At 41.6% G+C, this 14,976-nt stretch carries 16 protein-coding genes, 1 tRNA gene and 2 riboswitches; of the genes, 1 reads left to right on the top strand and 16 read right to left on the bottom strand.

The genetic code is table 11. The features are described from left to right. From cobK to mgtE, 12 genes are all read right to left on the bottom strand, one after another. Positions 1 to 738, bottom strand: a complete 738-nt coding sequence (gene cobK, locus ACPLOV_RS08770) for a precorrin-6A reductase (protein WP_424911036.1) — start codon at positions 736 to 738, stop codon at positions 1 to 3. Further along, positions 735 to 1,454 (bottom strand): precorrin-3B C(17)-methyltransferase, encoded by a 720-nt coding sequence (gene cobJ / locus ACPLOV_RS08765; protein WP_424909579.1) that lies wholly within the window; start codon positions 1,452 to 1,454, stop codon positions 735 to 737. Before cobJ ends, cobK begins: the two co-directional genes overlap by 4 nt. Beyond that, positions 1,447 to 2,412 carry a cobalt-precorrin 5A hydrolase gene (cbiG, locus tag ACPLOV_RS08760; RefSeq protein WP_424909578.1) on the bottom strand — a complete coding sequence of 322 codons (966 nt, stop codon included), beginning with the start codon at positions 2,410 to 2,412 and terminating at the stop codon, positions 1,447 to 1,449. The genes cobJ and cbiG overlap by 8 nt, the downstream gene beginning before the upstream one ends. Continuing rightward, a complete protein-coding gene (gene cobM / locus ACPLOV_RS08755; RefSeq protein WP_424909577.1) occupies positions 2,409 to 3,158 on the bottom strand; it encodes a precorrin-4 C(11)-methyltransferase in 750 nt (249 codons plus the stop codon). The genes cbiG and cobM overlap by 4 nt, the downstream gene beginning before the upstream one ends. 4 nt (positions 3,159 to 3,162) lie before the next feature. After that, positions 3,163 to 3,816 carry a precorrin-2 C(20)-methyltransferase gene (gene cobI, locus ACPLOV_RS08750; RefSeq protein WP_424911034.1) on the bottom strand — a complete coding sequence of 218 codons (654 nt, stop codon included), beginning with the start codon at positions 3,814 to 3,816 and terminating at the stop codon, positions 3,163 to 3,165. Next, positions 3,795 to 4,364, bottom strand: a complete 570-nt coding sequence (gene cbiT / locus ACPLOV_RS08745; RefSeq protein WP_424909574.1) for a precorrin-6Y C5,15-methyltransferase (decarboxylating) subunit CbiT — start codon at positions 4,362 to 4,364, stop codon at positions 3,795 to 3,797. The genes cobI and cbiT overlap by 22 nt, the downstream gene beginning before the upstream one ends. Beyond that, a complete protein-coding gene (cbiE, locus tag ACPLOV_RS08740; RefSeq protein ID WP_424909573.1) occupies positions 4,355 to 4,933 on the bottom strand; it encodes a precorrin-6y C5,15-methyltransferase (decarboxylating) subunit CbiE in 579 nt (192 codons plus the stop codon). Before cbiE ends, cbiT begins: the two co-directional genes overlap by 10 nt. Continuing rightward, positions 4,915 to 5,988: a cobalt-precorrin-5B (C(1))-methyltransferase CbiD gene (cbiD, locus tag ACPLOV_RS08735; RefSeq protein ID WP_424911033.1), complete on the bottom strand. Its 1,074-nt coding sequence runs from the start codon at positions 5,986 to 5,988 to the stop codon at positions 4,915 to 4,917. The genes cbiE and cbiD overlap by 19 nt, the downstream gene beginning before the upstream one ends. Then, positions 5,979 to 6,611, bottom strand: a complete 633-nt coding sequence (locus tag ACPLOV_RS08730; protein ID WP_424911032.1) for a precorrin-8X methylmutase — start codon at positions 6,609 to 6,611, stop codon at positions 5,979 to 5,981. The genes cbiD and ACPLOV_RS08730 overlap by 10 nt, the downstream gene beginning before the upstream one ends. Then, positions 6,601 to 6,981, bottom strand: a complete 381-nt coding sequence (locus ACPLOV_RS08725) for a sirohydrochlorin chelatase (RefSeq protein ID WP_424909863.1) — start codon at positions 6,979 to 6,981, stop codon at positions 6,601 to 6,603. Before ACPLOV_RS08725 ends, ACPLOV_RS08730 begins: the two co-directional genes overlap by 11 nt. A 1-nt stretch (position 6,982) precedes the next feature. After that, positions 6,983 to 8,452: a cobyrinate a,c-diamide synthase gene (locus ACPLOV_RS08720; protein WP_424911031.1), complete on the bottom strand. Its 1,470-nt coding sequence runs from the start codon at positions 8,450 to 8,452 to the stop codon at positions 6,983 to 6,985. Continuing rightward, a riboswitch (cobalamin riboswitch) is annotated at positions 8,410 to 8,577 on the bottom strand. (Overlaps the previous gene by 43 nt.) Positions 8,578 to 8,649: 72 nt before the next feature. Continuing rightward, on the bottom strand, positions 8,650 to 9,963 hold the full coding sequence (gene mgtE / locus ACPLOV_RS08715; RefSeq protein WP_424911053.1) for a magnesium transporter: 1,314 nt from the start codon (positions 9,961 to 9,963) through the stop codon (positions 8,650 to 8,652). A 360-nt stretch (positions 9,964 to 10,323) separates the two neighbouring features. On the opposite strand from mgtE, the gene ACPLOV_RS08710 reads away from it, so the two are divergent. Further along, a complete protein-coding gene (locus ACPLOV_RS08710) occupies positions 10,324 to 12,408 on the top strand; it encodes a PAS domain S-box protein (protein ID WP_424911030.1) in 2,085 nt (694 codons plus the stop codon). A gap of 1 nt (position 12,409) precedes the next feature. Here the strand turns inward: ACPLOV_RS08710 and cobT are convergent, their stop codons facing one another. The 4 genes from cobT to ACPLOV_RS08690 all read right to left on the bottom strand — a co-directional run bounded on the left by cobT (position 12,410) and on the right by ACPLOV_RS08690 (position 14,857). Beyond that, on the bottom strand, positions 12,410 to 13,462 hold the full coding sequence (gene cobT, locus ACPLOV_RS08705; protein ID WP_424909860.1) for a nicotinate-nucleotide--dimethylbenzimidazole phosphoribosyltransferase: 1,053 nt from the start codon (positions 13,460 to 13,462) through the stop codon (positions 12,410 to 12,412). Between the two features lie 84 nt (positions 13,463 to 13,546). Then, a riboswitch (cobalamin riboswitch) is annotated at positions 13,547 to 13,721 on the bottom strand. 79 nt (positions 13,722 to 13,800) lie between these two features. Beyond that, complete coding sequence (gene hepT / locus ACPLOV_RS08700; protein ID WP_424911029.1) at positions 13,801 to 14,220, bottom strand: type VII toxin-antitoxin system HepT family RNase toxin; 420 nt, start codon at positions 14,218 to 14,220, stop codon at positions 13,801 to 13,803. Beyond that, on the bottom strand, positions 14,213 to 14,647 hold the full coding sequence (gene mntA, locus ACPLOV_RS08695; protein WP_424911028.1) for a type VII toxin-antitoxin system MntA family adenylyltransferase antitoxin: 435 nt from the start codon (positions 14,645 to 14,647) through the stop codon (positions 14,213 to 14,215). The genes hepT and mntA overlap by 8 nt, the downstream gene beginning before the upstream one ends. 122 nt (positions 14,648 to 14,769) lie before the next feature. After that, positions 14,770 to 14,857, bottom strand: a tRNA-Leu gene (locus tag ACPLOV_RS08690). Positions 14,858 to 14,976: the final 119 nt, after the last annotated feature.

Genomic DNA, 14,976 nt, shown 5'->3' with positions numbered 1-14,976 from the left:
CTACTTTATCAATCCTAATTTTTTTATTCTATTAAGTATTTCTTCAACGCTCTGGATCCCGCTTTCTTCGGGCCTTTTTATCACAAGGGGCTCGATCCCCAGTATCTCACAAGCTTTTATTTTTTCTCTGAAACCTCCCTCCTCCCCGCTTTCCTTCATCACCACGTATTTTGCTTCGTATTCCTTAAAAAGAGCCGCATTTAGCTGTACGGAAAAAGGGCCCTTCATGGCAACTATGTTTTCCATAGGTATGTTCAATTCTTTGCAGCGGGAAATGCTGAATTCTGCCGGCAAAATCCTGTAAACGTACCTGCTGTTACCTTTAATCCTTTCAAAAAGTTCGATATTTTTTGAGCCTATGGTAAAAAATACATTCCCTTCTTTTTCCTTAAGATAACGGGCGCAATCCTCAAAGGTTTCAAATACCCTGTAGCCTTTTACTTCTTCGCCCCTTCTCAGATACCTTATATATTCTATTCCCTCTTCCTGTGCGGCTTTTCGGGCATTGCAGGTGACCTCCACTGCAAAGGGGTGGGACATGTCCACCACCGCCTTTACGGAAAAATCCCTTATAAACACCCTCATCTCTTCGCAGTTCATTTTCTTCACAAGACAATGGTATCCTTCGAGCTCCCTTTTCCCCTCATCAGTGGCCACGGTAACAGCATAATCCGCCTTTTTATGTATCATCAAAAGCAGCTTTTTCACATCGGAAGTTCCCCCTATTATCCAGATCAAATAGGATACCCCCTCGGGGTTATTATTGTATTATCCTTTATATAAGTTCTGCTGTTACCCACTATTAGCGTTGTCATCATATCGACCACCTCGTATTTTATATTCCCGAGGGTGGTAATAATTACACTTTCCCCTTCCCTTCCTGCATTTTTAACAATTCCCACCGGAGTGTTTTCATCCCTGTAGCTCAAAAGCAGCTGAACCGCTCTTTCAAGGTTATCCGGGCGCAAAATACTTCTCGGATTGTACAACGCAATCACAAAATCCCCCTGGGCTGCCGCCACCAAACGCTTTTTTACAACCTCCCATGGCGTCAGGTGGTCGCTTAAACTTACCGTGCACATATCGTCCATGAGAGGGGCTCCTAAACAGGATGCTGCAAGGAAGGCGGCACTTACCCCGGGCACCACCTCAAAATCTATACAACTTTCTATTTCCAGAACGAGTCCCGCCATACCGTAAAGACCCGCATCGCCTGAAGAAACAATGCAGGTGTCATAGCCCTCTTTGACCTTTTCGACGGCAATGCGGCATCTTTTTACCTCCTGCCCCATACCGGAACTTATTACAATTTTATCTTTTAAAAGGTCTTTAATGAGCTCAATATAGCCATGGTATCCCACCACCACCCGGGTAGATTTAATGCATTCCAAAGCTCTAATTGTCATTGTTTTAACATTTCCCGAGCCTATGCCGACAATATAAAGTTTAGACATCGAATACCTCCCTGGATACCGAAAGGGTCACCCCATTCACCGCCGTTTTTCTTACAATAATTTCCGGAGAAAGAAGGAAGGCGCAGGGTTCAGCCACCGAGTAGACCCCCAGGCTCTGATAAACAAATTCGCTTTTTGTAAACATCCCCTGAACCTTTCTTATCTCTTCTCTTGAGAAAAACCTTAAAGGTAAGTTTTTTTCCCCGGCAAACTTAATAAGGCCCCTTTCATCCCGTTTTAAATCCACGGTGGCCATCCTTTTTATGCATTTTACGCTGAGATTATTTTCTAAAAATACCCTGTTTATGGCTTCTTCAATTTGTTTTTCAGTAGTTCCCCTTTTGCACCCTATTCCTACGTTCAGTACCTTAGGCCTTAACACACAGGAAGGGTATTTTTTATCAAACTTATCCTTATAAGTTATATAAATAAAGCCCTCCCCTTCCCGGGAAAGAAAGGGGTAATTAATTTCAACCGGACCTATATCGGAAAACACCGCGATTTTCCGTTTTTGCAGCATTAGTGAGGTGATGACCTTCACATCCTCCGGATTTTCTATAACAAAATTTCTTTTTTTAGCAAAAAGGTCTATGCTCTCAAATCCCCGGGAATCCGAAGCGGTGGTTATGACCGGAATGGCATTTAATACTTCGGCCACCTTTACAGCAAATTCGTTTGCACCGCCGAAGTGACCAGAAAGGAGGCTTATCACGTGCCGCCCCATATCGTCAACCACCAACACTGCCGGGTCGTTCCATTTATCCCGTATGTACGGGGCTATAAGCCTTACCGCAATACCTGCGGCAGAGATAAAAATAATTTTGTCGTAATTCTCAAAAACAGCTTTCAAATTTTCTTTATAACTATCTTTTTTATAAATCTCTGCATCTTGAAAATGCTCCTTTATCTTAAAGGCAATTTTTTCCCCCTCTTGGGTAAAATAAATGCACGCAATCAATTTTTCGCCTCCCTGAAGGCATGGGAAAAATCTTTCGAGTAGAGTCTGCTTTTACCGGTCCCGGTTAAAAATTCTCCCACCAGTATGATCGCAGTGCTTTCAAAGCCCTCCTCCCTTACCCTATCGCAAATGTTTTTTAAAGTACCTAAGACAATTTTTTGGTCTTCCCACGTGGCTTTGTAAACCACCGCCACCGGAGTATCCTCCCGGTAACCCGTCCTGAGTTTTTTTACCACATCTTCTATATTCTTTACCGAAAGAAATATCGCCATGGAAGCACCTATTTTAGAAAGCTGTGCTAAATCCTCCCTTTCTGGAACGGGGGTTTTCCCGGCAAGTCTGGTGAGTATCACCGTCTGGGAAAGCCCCGGAACGGTAAATTCCTTTTTTAATACCGCTCCCGCTGCAGTAAAAGAGCTCACACCGGGCACTACTTCGTAATCTATGCCCATCTTTTGCAGTCCCTCCATCTGCTCTGCAATGGCACCGTATATAGTCGGGTCTCCGGTATGAAGCCGGACAATTATCTTATTCTCACCTTCATAGGTTTTAATAACCTCCAGTATTTCCTCCAAGGTCAGCCCGGAGCTGTCAATGAGGACAGCTTTTTTTTTGCAGAACTTCAAATGCTCCCGAGAAACGAGCGACCCCGTATAAATAACCACATCCGCCTTTTCAAGCAGTTTCCTCCCCCTGACGGTGATGAGGTCCACATCCCCGGGCCCAGCCCCTACAAAGTAAACCATGCGCTCATCCCCTTACCCCTATAATCATCGAAAAATAATCCGCATCGTTCATTATGTCCTCTTCCCGGGTGTAAATTCCCTCACCTTCCATGAAAATCCTTTTGGCATAATACACCTCATAGCCCATCTTTTTCAGGGCAAAAATCGCCTCCTTATTCCCACTGCCCTTCAAAAGCAGCACCCTGTCGGTGTTAACAACTTCATCATTATTAAACCACTTATCCGCCACAAGCACCGCCTGCCCCTTTCGGGCAAAGGGTATTTTCAGCAGGGAAAACACCGCGCTGAAGGAGGGTACGCCGGGGATTATGCTCACTTCAACCCCGAGGGCTTTAATTTCTTCAAAAAGGTAAATAAATGTGCTGTAACACATGGGATCACCCAGGGTTACAAAAGCACCTTTTTTATCGCCGCAGAGAATGCGAAAAATTTCCATAGCTGCGTTTTTGTAAGCCCGGCTGTTGTCCTCTCCCATTGGGAATTCTAAGTACACCCTTTTTGCATCCCCAAGGTAATCCCTTATTACAACCTCCGCAAGGCTGTATCCCCTGTTTGAGGGCAAAAAAATTACATCGCAGGATTTTAAAACGTTCAGCGCCTTCAAGGTTATCAGCTCGGGGTCGCCCGGTCCTATTCCTATTCCGTAAAGTATGCCCATCCCAATCCCCCTTTTTTAGCCCGCACTATCATCACCGGAGTCAGGGCTTTAAAAATTCCCCTTTCGTCCACCCTGACAACGCTCACCATGCAGGAATCTACTTCGTAATTTAATTTTTTTAGCCTTTCATGAAACTTCCATGCGTTTTCGGGTTTTATAAAGTTTGCAGCCACCACTCCCCCGGGGGGCAGCCTGTCATCTACGGCTTCCAGTATGGCCTCCATTTTCCCGCCGCTTCCTCCGATAAAGCACTTATTGAAATTAAACCTGCCGACCGCTTCCACCGCATCTCCTTCAAAAATCTCTATGTCAACATTGAACTTTTGCGCGTTTTCCTTTATTAACTTCACTGCTTTTTTTTCCCTGTCAACAGCAACAACCCTTGCGCCCAAAAGGGCGCTCTGAACGGAAATGCTTCCCGTCCCCGCGCCGAGGTCCAAAAGCACATCCCCCATTGAAATATCCAAATAGGAAAGGGTGACAGCCCTTACCTCGAACTTGGTCATCGGGATATTGCCCCTGATAAACTCCTCGTCTTTTATCCACATGTTTCCACCACCGCCAAGCTCAAATCCGAAAAAATTTCTATTTCATCCCCTATGCTTTTTTCCAGAATAATTTCATCCTCATAGGAGAGATTAAAACCCGCGTAAATCTTGCCCCTGAATCCCTTTTGAAATAACGTTTTGGAAATTTTATCCGGAGTATTTTGCGAATCGGTAAATACTATGGTTATTCCCGGATTTTTGACCTTTGTCCAATCCGGATTCTTACCGTGAAGGCTCAAAAATGAAGCATCCTCCCAGTTTTTTTGTATTTTCGATAACATGTACTGAAAACAAGATATGGAGGGAATTATTTCGTCAATTTTCACGTTGTTCCTTTTCAAAAAATCCGCCGCGCTGTAAAGCAGCGGATCCCCCGATACCACCAGGGTGTAATCCCCTTCGATTTTTAAAAGGTCCTCCAAATTTTGTATGCATTCTACCCTGTTTAACCCTCCTATGCTTTCGGCTACCCTTTTGAAGGCAATAACCCGCTTGGAGCTTTTTATCACTTCCACTGCCCGGACGCTTGCATATTTCGGATTCCCGGGGCCTATCCCCACGAGGACCATTTTCCCCACCCCTGCATTTCTTTAAAGGTATACATGAAAACCTCGATTTTCATATTATCATCCTTCAAATAAGCCTTAATCCTTCGCACTATGCCCTCCTTCATGTCCTCCAGCACGCCCTCATACCCCGATTCCCGCAAAAAATTTGCGCATTCCTCAGCAGTTTTAAAGCGCTCCACGCTTTCTATTAAATCCCGCGGCGCGCCGTTTTTCGCCAGATAGTAGACGAATGCTTCCACCCGGGAATCCACCACCCTGCTGGAGGTGTTGAATGCCCCGATGGAAATCTTACACATCTTTCCCACGTGTCCCACCAGGGTGACCTTCTTAAAACCGAGTTCCCTGCAGTAAAGCAGCGCCTCGCCCACAAAGTTAGATATTTTCACCATTTCTTTTGAAAGCCCTGCTTTTCTTATGTATTCCATACCGTAATTACCGAAGGTCAATACCGCTTCGTCGGTATTCTTCCTCATCACCTCAAGTTCGGTGTACATCACCTTTTTGTAAGCTTCTTCGGACATGGGATAAACTATTCCGGTGGTGCCGAGAATGGATATACCGCCTTCTATGCCCATCCTGGGATTATAAGTTTTTTTTGCAATTTCCCTTCCCTCCGGCGCAAAGATTAAAACATTAGCTCCTCCCGGGTGCGCTTCGAGCACCGAGGCCTCTATCATCCTTCTGGGAACTTTATTTATCGCCGCCTCACCCTTTTTTCCGTAGGGAGAATTTTCTTTAAACCTTCCTATGCCCTCGCCCCCCTCGATCAGCACCCTGCCGTCCCCTTTCAGGGAAACCTTAGCGTAAATAGCTATGCCGTCGGTAGCGTCCGCATCATCCCCTGCATCCTTCACCACCCGGCATATAGCCTCGTCCCTTTCCACGCGGCATTCGGATATTTCAATCAATAGCACTTCGCCAGAAGGTGTATTCACCTGGACCTCGCGGCAGTCCCCGCCCAGAAGCCTTATCACAGCGGCTTTTGCGGCAGCGGCAGCGCAGCTTCCCGTGGTATAGCCGCATCTCATCTTTTTTCCGTATCTTATTACCTCCACCTTTTCACCTCCGGACGGTACGAATACATCAACGCGTTGAAAATGGCAGCCGCCACGTTGCTGCCACCCTTGCTTCCCCGGGTGGATATGGACGCCACATTAATGGTCCTCAAATACTCCTTTGACTCGCAGGCTCCCACGAAACCCACCGGCACCCCAATGACCAGCGAGGGAAGCACCCTTCCCCTTTCGATTAGGGAACAAAGGTAAAAAAGAGCGGTGGGGGCGTTGCCTATGACGAAAACATCCACTCCCTCCATGAGAGCCCTTTCTACGGATGCCATGGATCGGGTAATCCTTTTTTTCTCGGCAATAACCCTGGTTTCATCCTCATCTATGAAGCAAAAGATTTTCCCACCCATTTCACCCAAAAACCTTTTATTTATTCCCGAATAAGCCATTCGGGTATCCGCAAATACCCTGCAGCCTTTATCAAATGCCCCGCGCGCCGCCTCCACGGGGTTATTTTTGAAAACCAGCAGGTTTTCGTAATCGAAATCCCCTGTGGCGTGTATGGCTCTGAGGATTATTTGAAGTTCTCCATCCCCGTGGCTTTTTAAAAGCCCCGATTTTATAATTTCAAAGCTCTTTTTTTCTATCAATTCGGGGTCCTTAATGAACATCGTTTATTTTTTCCCTCCCTTCGTTTAACCTGTCCTTTAAAATTTCTATTAAGAGGGGGTGATAGCCTATGGGTGAAACCATATTTACCTTCACGTCCCCTTTATCCCTTACAAAGGAATTTATTATTTTTGGTACGTCTTTTTTTATATGAATTCCCGAAAAGAGGAAATAGGGAAGCACCGTAACTTTCTTATACCCCTGCTGGTATAATAGTTCCAGGGCTTTTCCTACTCCGGGTTCGTTGAACTCCATAAAAGCAGGAACCACCGTTCTCCCCAGGGTATTTTCCAGCTCCCGCGCCACCCTTTCCACCGTCATTGCCGTGGAGCTTTCCCTGCTTCCGTGGCTTACCAGTAAAATCGCTTCCATTTCATCTCCTCCCCATTTTATTTAATATACTTTCGAGGATTTTAAAGCTGCCGAGAAAACTCACGTGGGGATACATGCCGAAGGTATTTTTGTACTGATAACCGCACAAGTTTTCCCCATCATCCCTTATCCTCTTAATCAGCAGGCAGCTTTTTCTGTTGATATTTGAAACGGACCTGTGAAATTCATGGACGTTAAATTGAAAGCCTTTCGGTCCTATGAGGCAGTCTTCCAGAACCTTTGCCCTACCGTATCCAAAGTTCTGCAGCCTATCGGTCATATGGCTTTCTCCGTCAAATACCCCGACCATCTCAAACCCGTCAATTTTTCGGGTGAGGTACATAAGCCCTCCGCACTCGGCGAATATATACCCCCCTCCTTCGGCAAATTCCCTTATGGAACTGAGAATGGAGCGGTTTTCCGAAAGCTCCTCTTTAAAGACCTCGGGATATCCCCCGCCTATATAAAGGAAATCGCAATCGGGAAGGCGTTTATCTTTCATCGGAGAAAAAAAAGTAACATCAAAAAGGTTTGATAAAATATTAATGTTTTCCCTGTAGTAAAAGGAAAAGGCTTTATCAAATGCTACAGCTGCTTTGCGGTTGGTTTTTAAGGGCTGGATAAATCCGTCTCCGGGCAGGTCTATTTCTTCAAAAAGCCCAAGCAGCGCTTTTACATCCACGCTTTCTTTTATACGATAGGCCATTCTGTCCAGGATTTCGTCAAACCCCTCTATCTCCGTATTCTGAATGAGCCCGAGATGCCGGGAATTTACTGCAAGCCCTTTGTCCTCTTCAATATAACCCAGCACCTTTACACCCGCGCATTTTTCTATGGCCTCTTTTAATAACTTATAAGTGGTAGGGGAAACCCTGTTTAACACCACACCTTTTATTGCCCCTTTACTGAAATCCACCATCCCCTTGATCTTTACCGCTGCCGAAAACATTTCTCCCCTCGGTGTGTATACGAGCACCGAATTCAAGCCGAGTTCCCTCGTTATATGAAAGGTGGAATTTATAAATGTATTGGAAATACCGTCGAAAAAGCCCATGACCCCTTCAATTACACAAAGGTCGTTATTTTTTTCTATCAGTTTTTTATAATCCTTCCCCTGAAGAAAAGGATCTATATTCTGAGCGGTTACCTCCGCGGCCCTCCCTAGAAACCCCGTATCGATGTAATCCGGTCCTACCTTGCACGGGAATACTGAAAAACTCATATCTTTTAATACTTTTATCAACCCCATTGTAAACAAAGTTTTTCCGTTTCCGCTGGAAGGAGCTGAGATTACGATTCCCTTCATAACGCACCTCATCAAAAAAATTACTCTCCACCTTCGGCGGAGAGTATTAAAAAAACCTACCCAAAGGGTAGGCTTTTTGCAGTTTAAAGTTCGTCCTTTTGCCTTTCCCTTCCCACCGAAGGACCGGCATTTACCCAGAGGCAGGTCTCCTGGCTCACGGGTCATCCTCCTCCACCCTTCCCGGTTTCCCAGTGGGACTGGATTCGTCGCCGTATACAGTAGCGGGGGCTGCAGCGGATTTTCACCGCTTTCCCTTTTAAGCTAAAAGCACCCCTGAGTTCACCGTATTCAGTTTGAATTTACTTTATTTTTATTATAATACAAATCGTTTATTTTTCAATATCAAACGTAGCATAAAAATCTTAAATTTTTAAAAATACCCTGGCAATCTTAAAATAAGAAATAAGCGCCATGGCATCGACTATTGTAGTAATTAAGGGACTTGCCATTATCGCAGGATCGATTTTAACCATTTTAGCAAGAAGTGGAAGCAGTCCGCCTACTACTTTCGCCAGTACTACCACAACAATCAAAGTAGTACTTACCACAAAAGCTATTGAATAATTTACTTTTTCGATAGCGATAAGCCTTATAAAATTTAAACCTGCAAGAGATATACCTACAATAATACTAACGACAAGTTCTTTCCACATAACTTTTAAAGCATCTCGTGATTTTATTTCACCCAGAGCCAGTCCTCTAATAACCATTGTGGAAGATTGAGAACCTGCATTCCCTCCAGTATCCATAAGCATTGGAATAAATGCGGCAAGTATTACCATAGTTTGTAAAAGTTCTTCATACCATTGTATAATACGCCCAGTAAAGGTAGCAGAAACCATAAGGGCAATTAACCATAGTAATCGATTTTTGGCCATCGTAAAAGGGCTCTGATTAAAATACGATTCCTCGCTTGGTCTTATTCCTCCCATCCTCTGAATATCTTCTGTATTTTCTTGTTCTAGAACATCCACAACGTCATCGATTGTAATTATCCCAACCAGCCGGTTTTCTCGATCCACTACGGGCATACTTAATAGGTCGTATTTTTTAAAAAGTGAAGCTACGTATTCCCGGTCATCATCGGTTTTTACCGCAATTATATGTTTGTCCATAAGATCCTCGATTTTTCGATTCGTTTCAGATACTACAAGGTCTTTTAAAGAGACAGTTCCTAAAAGGTGCCTTTGCTTATCTATAACGTAGCATGTGTAAATGGTCTCTTTCTTTGGTGCTGTATAGCGTATATGAGAAAGGGCTTCTTCTACAGTCATATCGGCTTTTAAATCTACGAATTCAATCGTCATAATACTTCCAGCTGAATGCTCTGGATACTGCAGAAATTGATTAATTAACCTTCGTTCGCTTTCCGGTGTCCCTTGGAGTATTTTCTTAACCACATTAGCTGGCATTTCTTCCAAAAAATCTATTTTATCATCAAAAAATAAATCTTCGATGAGGCTTTTCAATTCATCTTCTTCAATCATTTTGGAAAAAGCGGCTCTTATTTTGTCAGATAAATACGAAAATACATCTGCTGCTTTATCCTTGGGTAGGAGTCTAAAAGCAATTAAACTTTCTTTTGCTTCCATTTGGTTTAATATTTCAGCCACATCCTGACTGGGTAACATAGACATTTCTTCTTTTAATGCCATAAAGTCCTTTTTTCTAAACATCTCCCGAAAATTATCCTTGTTCCTTTCGATGTTCACAATTTTACCTCCTAAAACTCAGAAGGACACCACCCGCGGGGAATGGACCGGCGAGTTCCCCCCCGTTTTATTTTGTCTATTTTTTAAAAAAGAAAATAACATAATCATCATTTTAATTATATCTTATCTGTAAGAATTTTAAAGCTTCTTAAGCTCAAAAAATCCGTATTTTAAAAACCTGCCGGTAGAACCACATCCTTTATCATTCTTTGATAATAATAAAAAATTTCATAAACCTGTAAATACCTGATAACATATAAAAATCAAAATGGTATAATACTGATTAAAAGCTAAATTTTAACATTTTCTTGAGGGGGCACGTAAATGGGAATATCTGACAATAGAACTTCAGATTCTGAAAGGATAAAAATACTTGTCGTAGATGACAGCCGTCTTTTAAGGTTAATGATGTCGGATCTTCTTTCTGCAAATGGCTATGAAGTCCAGACCGCATCTAATCCTTTTGAAGCTATGGATATGGTCTTTTATACATTTTTACCCGACCTGATTTTAATGGATATAGAACTCGGAGACGAAATGGACGGAATAGAGGCAGCAAAAAAGATCCTTCAAAAAAAGGATATTCCCATAATATTTTTGACGGCTAAGACCTCCCCGGAAATAATCAATCGAATAAAGGAAACAACGGCATATGGTTACTTAGAAAAAAAGGTAAGCAATGAGGCAATTATTTCCGCTATTGAAATGGCATTAAAGCTTTACAGAGCAAACAGCCTTGCCAGTATGTTTAAATATATTTTTGAAAACGCTCCCAATGAGCTTTTAATTACGGATTTACAAATCAATAAATTTATCACCGCAAATAATAAAGCCCGGGAAAACCTTGGCTATTCAGAAGAGGAAATAAAAAATTTATCTCCTCGCGATATAGCGCCAGAAATCATTAAAAGTCCCATCAGGGAATTAATCCAGAAATTATCCGATAAGAAGGAAACCTCAGTAACTTTTAAAACCTATCATCTTCGAAAGGATAAAACTACCTATCCTGTACAGGTAGAACTGAATATGCTGGATTACCTTGGAAAGAAATTATGCGTTGCTAATGTACAAGATCTTACCTATCAAAAAGTCTTTGAAAAAAAGCTTGCGGAAAAGGACTATATAATTAAATTACTTACCGTTTTTGCCTTTGATGCTATTGTAGTTATTAACGACGAGGGAAAAGTAGTTTTCTGGAATCCCGCTGCCGAAAGAATCTTTGGGTATTCGGAAAAGGAAATTATAAACCAGGATGTACACAGAATACTCGCTTATAACTATGAGAAAGCAGAAACACTGTTTAAGGATTACCTTGATAATTTTAGAAAAACTGGAGACCTGAGTTTTTTGGAAAACCCGATAGAATTGACTGCAAAAAACAAAAATGGTGAAAAAGTTTTTATTGAGCTAACGCTTTCACCTTTGAAATTAAATGAAAAATGGCATGCGGTTGGCATAGCAAGAGATATTACCGAAAGAAAAAAATCTCAGACAGAAATTGAGAACATGTGGAGGATATATTATGAATTGGCAGAAAATGCACCCGTAGGCATTTTAAGATGTGACAATAACGGGAATATAATATATATCAATAACAAGGTTCTGGAAATTCTGGGCTCACCTTCAGAAGAGGTAACCAAAAAAATAAATTTGCTGACTTTCCCTCACCTTGTGGGATACGGATTCTCGGCAAAACTAAAGGAATGCCTGAAAAATAATAAAACCATAATTTATGAAGTATTTTATAAATCCATATGGGGAAAGGAATTCTGGGCAAGGGTTCATATAAAACCCCATATTGAGAGCGGGAAAGTTGCAGGGGCTCTAATTATACTTGATGATATCACCGAAAGAAAAATTCTTGAGGAAAAAATAAAAAGACAGGCAATAAGACTTCGCAGATTATCCTATACGGATGATTTAACAGGAGCTTTTAACCGGAGATATCTTTTAAAAAAACTGCAAGAAGAGATTGAAAGGGTTAAACGTTACGGTGGAAGCTTTTCGATTATTTTGCTCGATATTGATAATTTTAAAAGAATAAACGACCTTTACGGTCACAATATAGGTGACTTAACCTTAAAGTATGTAGTAAAAACTATAAAAGAAAGAATCAGGAAGGCTGATACTTTGGCGCGCTGGGGTGGTGAAGAATTTATTATATTTCTCCCCAGCACGCCGGTAGATAAAGCTTCTATTTTAGCAGAAACGTTGAGGGAGAATATATCCCGAATCACTCTACCTTGCCCCGAAAAAGTCACCGCAAGCTTTGGGGTGGCAAGTTACATGGAGGGCGATACAATTGATAGTTTGATAAAAAGGGCGGATGACCTGATGTACAGGGCAAAAGAAAAAGGGAAAAATTGCGTTTTATGCCAACAGGATGTAGATGATTTAAAATATAAATAAATTATAATTCTTTTGAAACACCGGCTTCCTCAAAGGTAGCCATTTCTTTAATTATTTTTAAAGCAGCTTCTACCAAATTCATTGCCAGGACGGCCCCGGTGCCCTCTCCGAGGCGCATATTCATATGGAGCATGGGTTCAAGCCCTAAAAGTTTCAGCATAACTTTATGCCCGGGTTCCTGCGAAACATGAGACGGGATCATAAAGTTTACCGTCTTAGGCTCGATTTTTGATGCTATCAATGCGCCGGCAGTAGAAATAAACCCGTCTATAATAACAGGAACCCTTCTGGAAGCCGCCCCAAGAATGCAGCCCGCAATTGCGCCAATCTCCAAACCACCCACCTTAGACAGTACGTCAATTGGATCATCGGGGTCAGGCCTGTTTATTTTTATAGCTTCTTTCACCGCATTTATTTTCTTTAATAACCTTTCATCGTCAACGCCGGTCCCCCTCCCCACCAAATTTTCAATCGGTTCATCGGCGTAAACCGCCAAAATAGCGCTGCTCGGCGTTGTGTTACCTATGCCCATATCGCCCGTTGCAAGTAGGTCGGCTCCTTTATCTATAACTTCCCAGGCGGTTTCAATACCCACTTCAATTGCCTTTATGGCTTCTTCCCTGCTCATGGCCGGCCCTTTTGTCATATTGTCGGTACCTTTTTTTACTTTTTTTACAAGTAAATCCGGATGCTCCACATCCGCTGCTGTGCCCACATCCACACATACTATTTTTGCCCCTTCATGACGGGAAAGTACATTAATTGCCGCACCACCGGAAAGGAAATTTATGATCATCTGAGGTGTTACTTCCTGGGGGAAAGCGCTTACTCCTTCTTTTACCACTCCGTGATCCCCGGCCATTACAATAACAAACTTGTTATTTATCCGGGGAAATACCTCTTTTTTTATACCCGCTACCTTTACCGCCAGTTCTTCTAAAACTCCCAGGCTTCCCCGCGGCTTTGTAAGACTGTCAAGCCTTTCTTGAGCCTTTTTCATTGACATCTCATCCAGCACGCCAATACTCTTTATGGCTTCTTTTAAAATCTCCATAAAGTCCCTCCTTTAAATTTTATAAATTAAAAAGTCCCCAAGCTGCGTATAAATACACAACTCAGGGACTTTACCATCATCCCGAGGATGTAAGCTCTTCAGGCAGGTCTCCTGGCTTCGGTTCACCTTCCCTTACGCCTTCCCGGTTTCCCAGTGGCACATTGCAAGGGAATCCCCGTTACAGTGGCGGGACCGCCCGGGATTTTCACCCGGTTCCCTATTCTCCCCTTTTTTGGGGCACCTGAAAGCTAAAAGATATCTTTTATAATATATTATAAAAAATTGTACGAAATAATCAATATATAGAGTATCCGATAAAGTGCTTGAATTGGCTTTTATTATAACTTTGAATACGAGATTATATCTTCCATGAAAACATATATATCTTTTAACTCATTTTGCACGATAAAATAAATAACCTTAAAATCTATATCTCCATATTGATGAGCCAGTAAATTCCTCAAACCCATCATTTTTTTTAAGGGCTTTATCAATTCTTTTCGTATTACCTTTTCTTTTGCTAAAATATCCGCCATATCCGATAAATAAACGGGCTCTTCCATTCCCTCATCCGAAATAATGTGATTGCAAATATCAATGATATTTTGCAGTACAACAAATAAATTGTGACAAACGATATCTTTAACATCTTCATTATTCAAAAATTCCTGCAAAGAAATATTACTTTTTAAAACTATTCTATCTAAATGATATTTTATTAAATTAATCTTTTTTGAAATTATTTCCTTTTTAACCATTTTTCAAATTCATCCCTATCTTTTCTTTAACCGATTTTAAATAAGAATTTATAATATACATTTGATCCAGGTAATAATAAAAGTTCTTTGCTCTGAATTGTGAAAGTAACGCAGGATCGTCGTTTTTTATAATAATACCATTTCTAAAAATTTCATGGTTTAAAAAAGGAGGCGCGGTATTCATAATTATAACATCTACAGTTTTTTTAATAATTTCTTGAATTTCCAATTGTATATCAACTTTTATGTTAAAGTAATTTTCCTCCCCAATCCCCGAAATAAACAATCCTATATCAATATCACTATCTTTTTTTTCTCTGTTTTCTGCAAACGAACCAAAAATATAAGCGAATTTTATATATTCCTTAGGATCGATTATCCCTTTTATACAAGAAATAACTTCATCTTTATTCAGAATTTTTCTCATTTTGCACGAACTACCCTTCTTAAATATTTTTACTTTACACCAATATTATAACATATCAATACATACCAATACATACCAAACAATAAACTTCCCCTTTTGGGGAAGTTTCTATCAAAATAAAATGGTGCCGAAGGCGGGAGTCGAACCCGCACGGGTTTGGGGCCCACTGGATTTTGAGTCCAGCGCGTCTGCCAATTCCACCACTTCGGCACATCCTGATGCAATAAATATAATACCACAAGATCTTTTATTATTCAATAGTAAATTACATTTGAGATCGCGTCAAGTATTTTTAGGTTTTTTTTTAAAAACTCACCATCTCACCACAA

Origin of the sequence: Thermovenabulum sp. (genome assembly GCF_049723235.1) — a bacterium.
Classification (GTDB): domain Bacteria; phylum Bacillota; class Thermosediminibacteria; order Thermosediminibacterales; family Thermosediminibacteraceae; genus Thermovenabulum.
The sequence above is the reverse complement of the archived record's forward strand: the minus strand, read 5'-3'. Positions and strand labels throughout refer to the sequence as shown.

What these genes read in the sequence shown, in the direction of transcription:
- cbiT (WP_424909574.1), bottom strand. Translation starts at nt 4,364, where the DNA reads ATGTGGATAAAAGACGAGGAGTTTATCAGGGGCAATATCCCGATGACC.
- ACPLOV_RS08725 (WP_424909863.1), bottom strand. Translation starts at nt 6,981, where the DNA reads ATGGAAGCGATTTTACTGGTAAGCCACGGAAGCAGGGAAAGCTCCACG.
- ACPLOV_RS08720 (WP_424911031.1), bottom strand. Translation starts at nt 8,452, where the DNA reads ATGACCCGTGAGCCAGGAGACCTGCCTCTGGGTAAATGCCGGTCCTTC.
- hepT (WP_424911029.1), bottom strand. Translation starts at nt 14,220, where the DNA reads ATGGTTAAAAAGGAAATAATTTCAAAAAAGATTAATTTAATAAAATAT.
- mntA (WP_424911028.1), bottom strand. Translation starts at nt 14,647, where the DNA reads ATGAGAAAAATTCTGAATAAAGATGAAGTTATTTCTTGTATAAAAGGG.
- cobM (WP_424909577.1), bottom strand. Translation starts at nt 3,158, where the DNA reads ATGGTTTACTTTGTAGGGGCTGGGCCCGGGGATGTGGACCTCATCACC.
- mgtE (WP_424911053.1), bottom strand. Translation starts at nt 9,963, where the DNA reads ATGTTTAGAAAAAAGGACTTTATGGCATTAAAAGAAGAAATGTCTATG.
- cobI (WP_424911034.1), bottom strand. Translation starts at nt 3,816, where the DNA reads ATGGGCATACTTTACGGAATAGGAATAGGACCGGGCGACCCCGAGCTG.
- ACPLOV_RS08710 (WP_424911030.1), top strand. Translation starts at nt 10,324, where the DNA reads ATGGGAATATCTGACAATAGAACTTCAGATTCTGAAAGGATAAAAATA.
- cobJ (WP_424909579.1), bottom strand. Translation starts at nt 1,454, where the DNA reads ATGTCTAAACTTTATATTGTCGGCATAGGCTCGGGAAATGTTAAAACA.
- cbiE (WP_424909573.1), bottom strand. Translation starts at nt 4,933, where the DNA reads ATGGTCCTCGTGGGGATAGGCCCCGGGAATCCGAAATATGCAAGCGTC.
- cobT (WP_424909860.1), bottom strand. Translation starts at nt 13,462, where the DNA reads ATGGAGATTTTAAAAGAAGCCATAAAGAGTATTGGCGTGCTGGATGAG.
- ACPLOV_RS08730 (WP_424911032.1), bottom strand. Translation starts at nt 6,611, where the DNA reads ATGTTCATTAAGGACCCCGAATTGATAGAAAAAAAGAGCTTTGAAATT.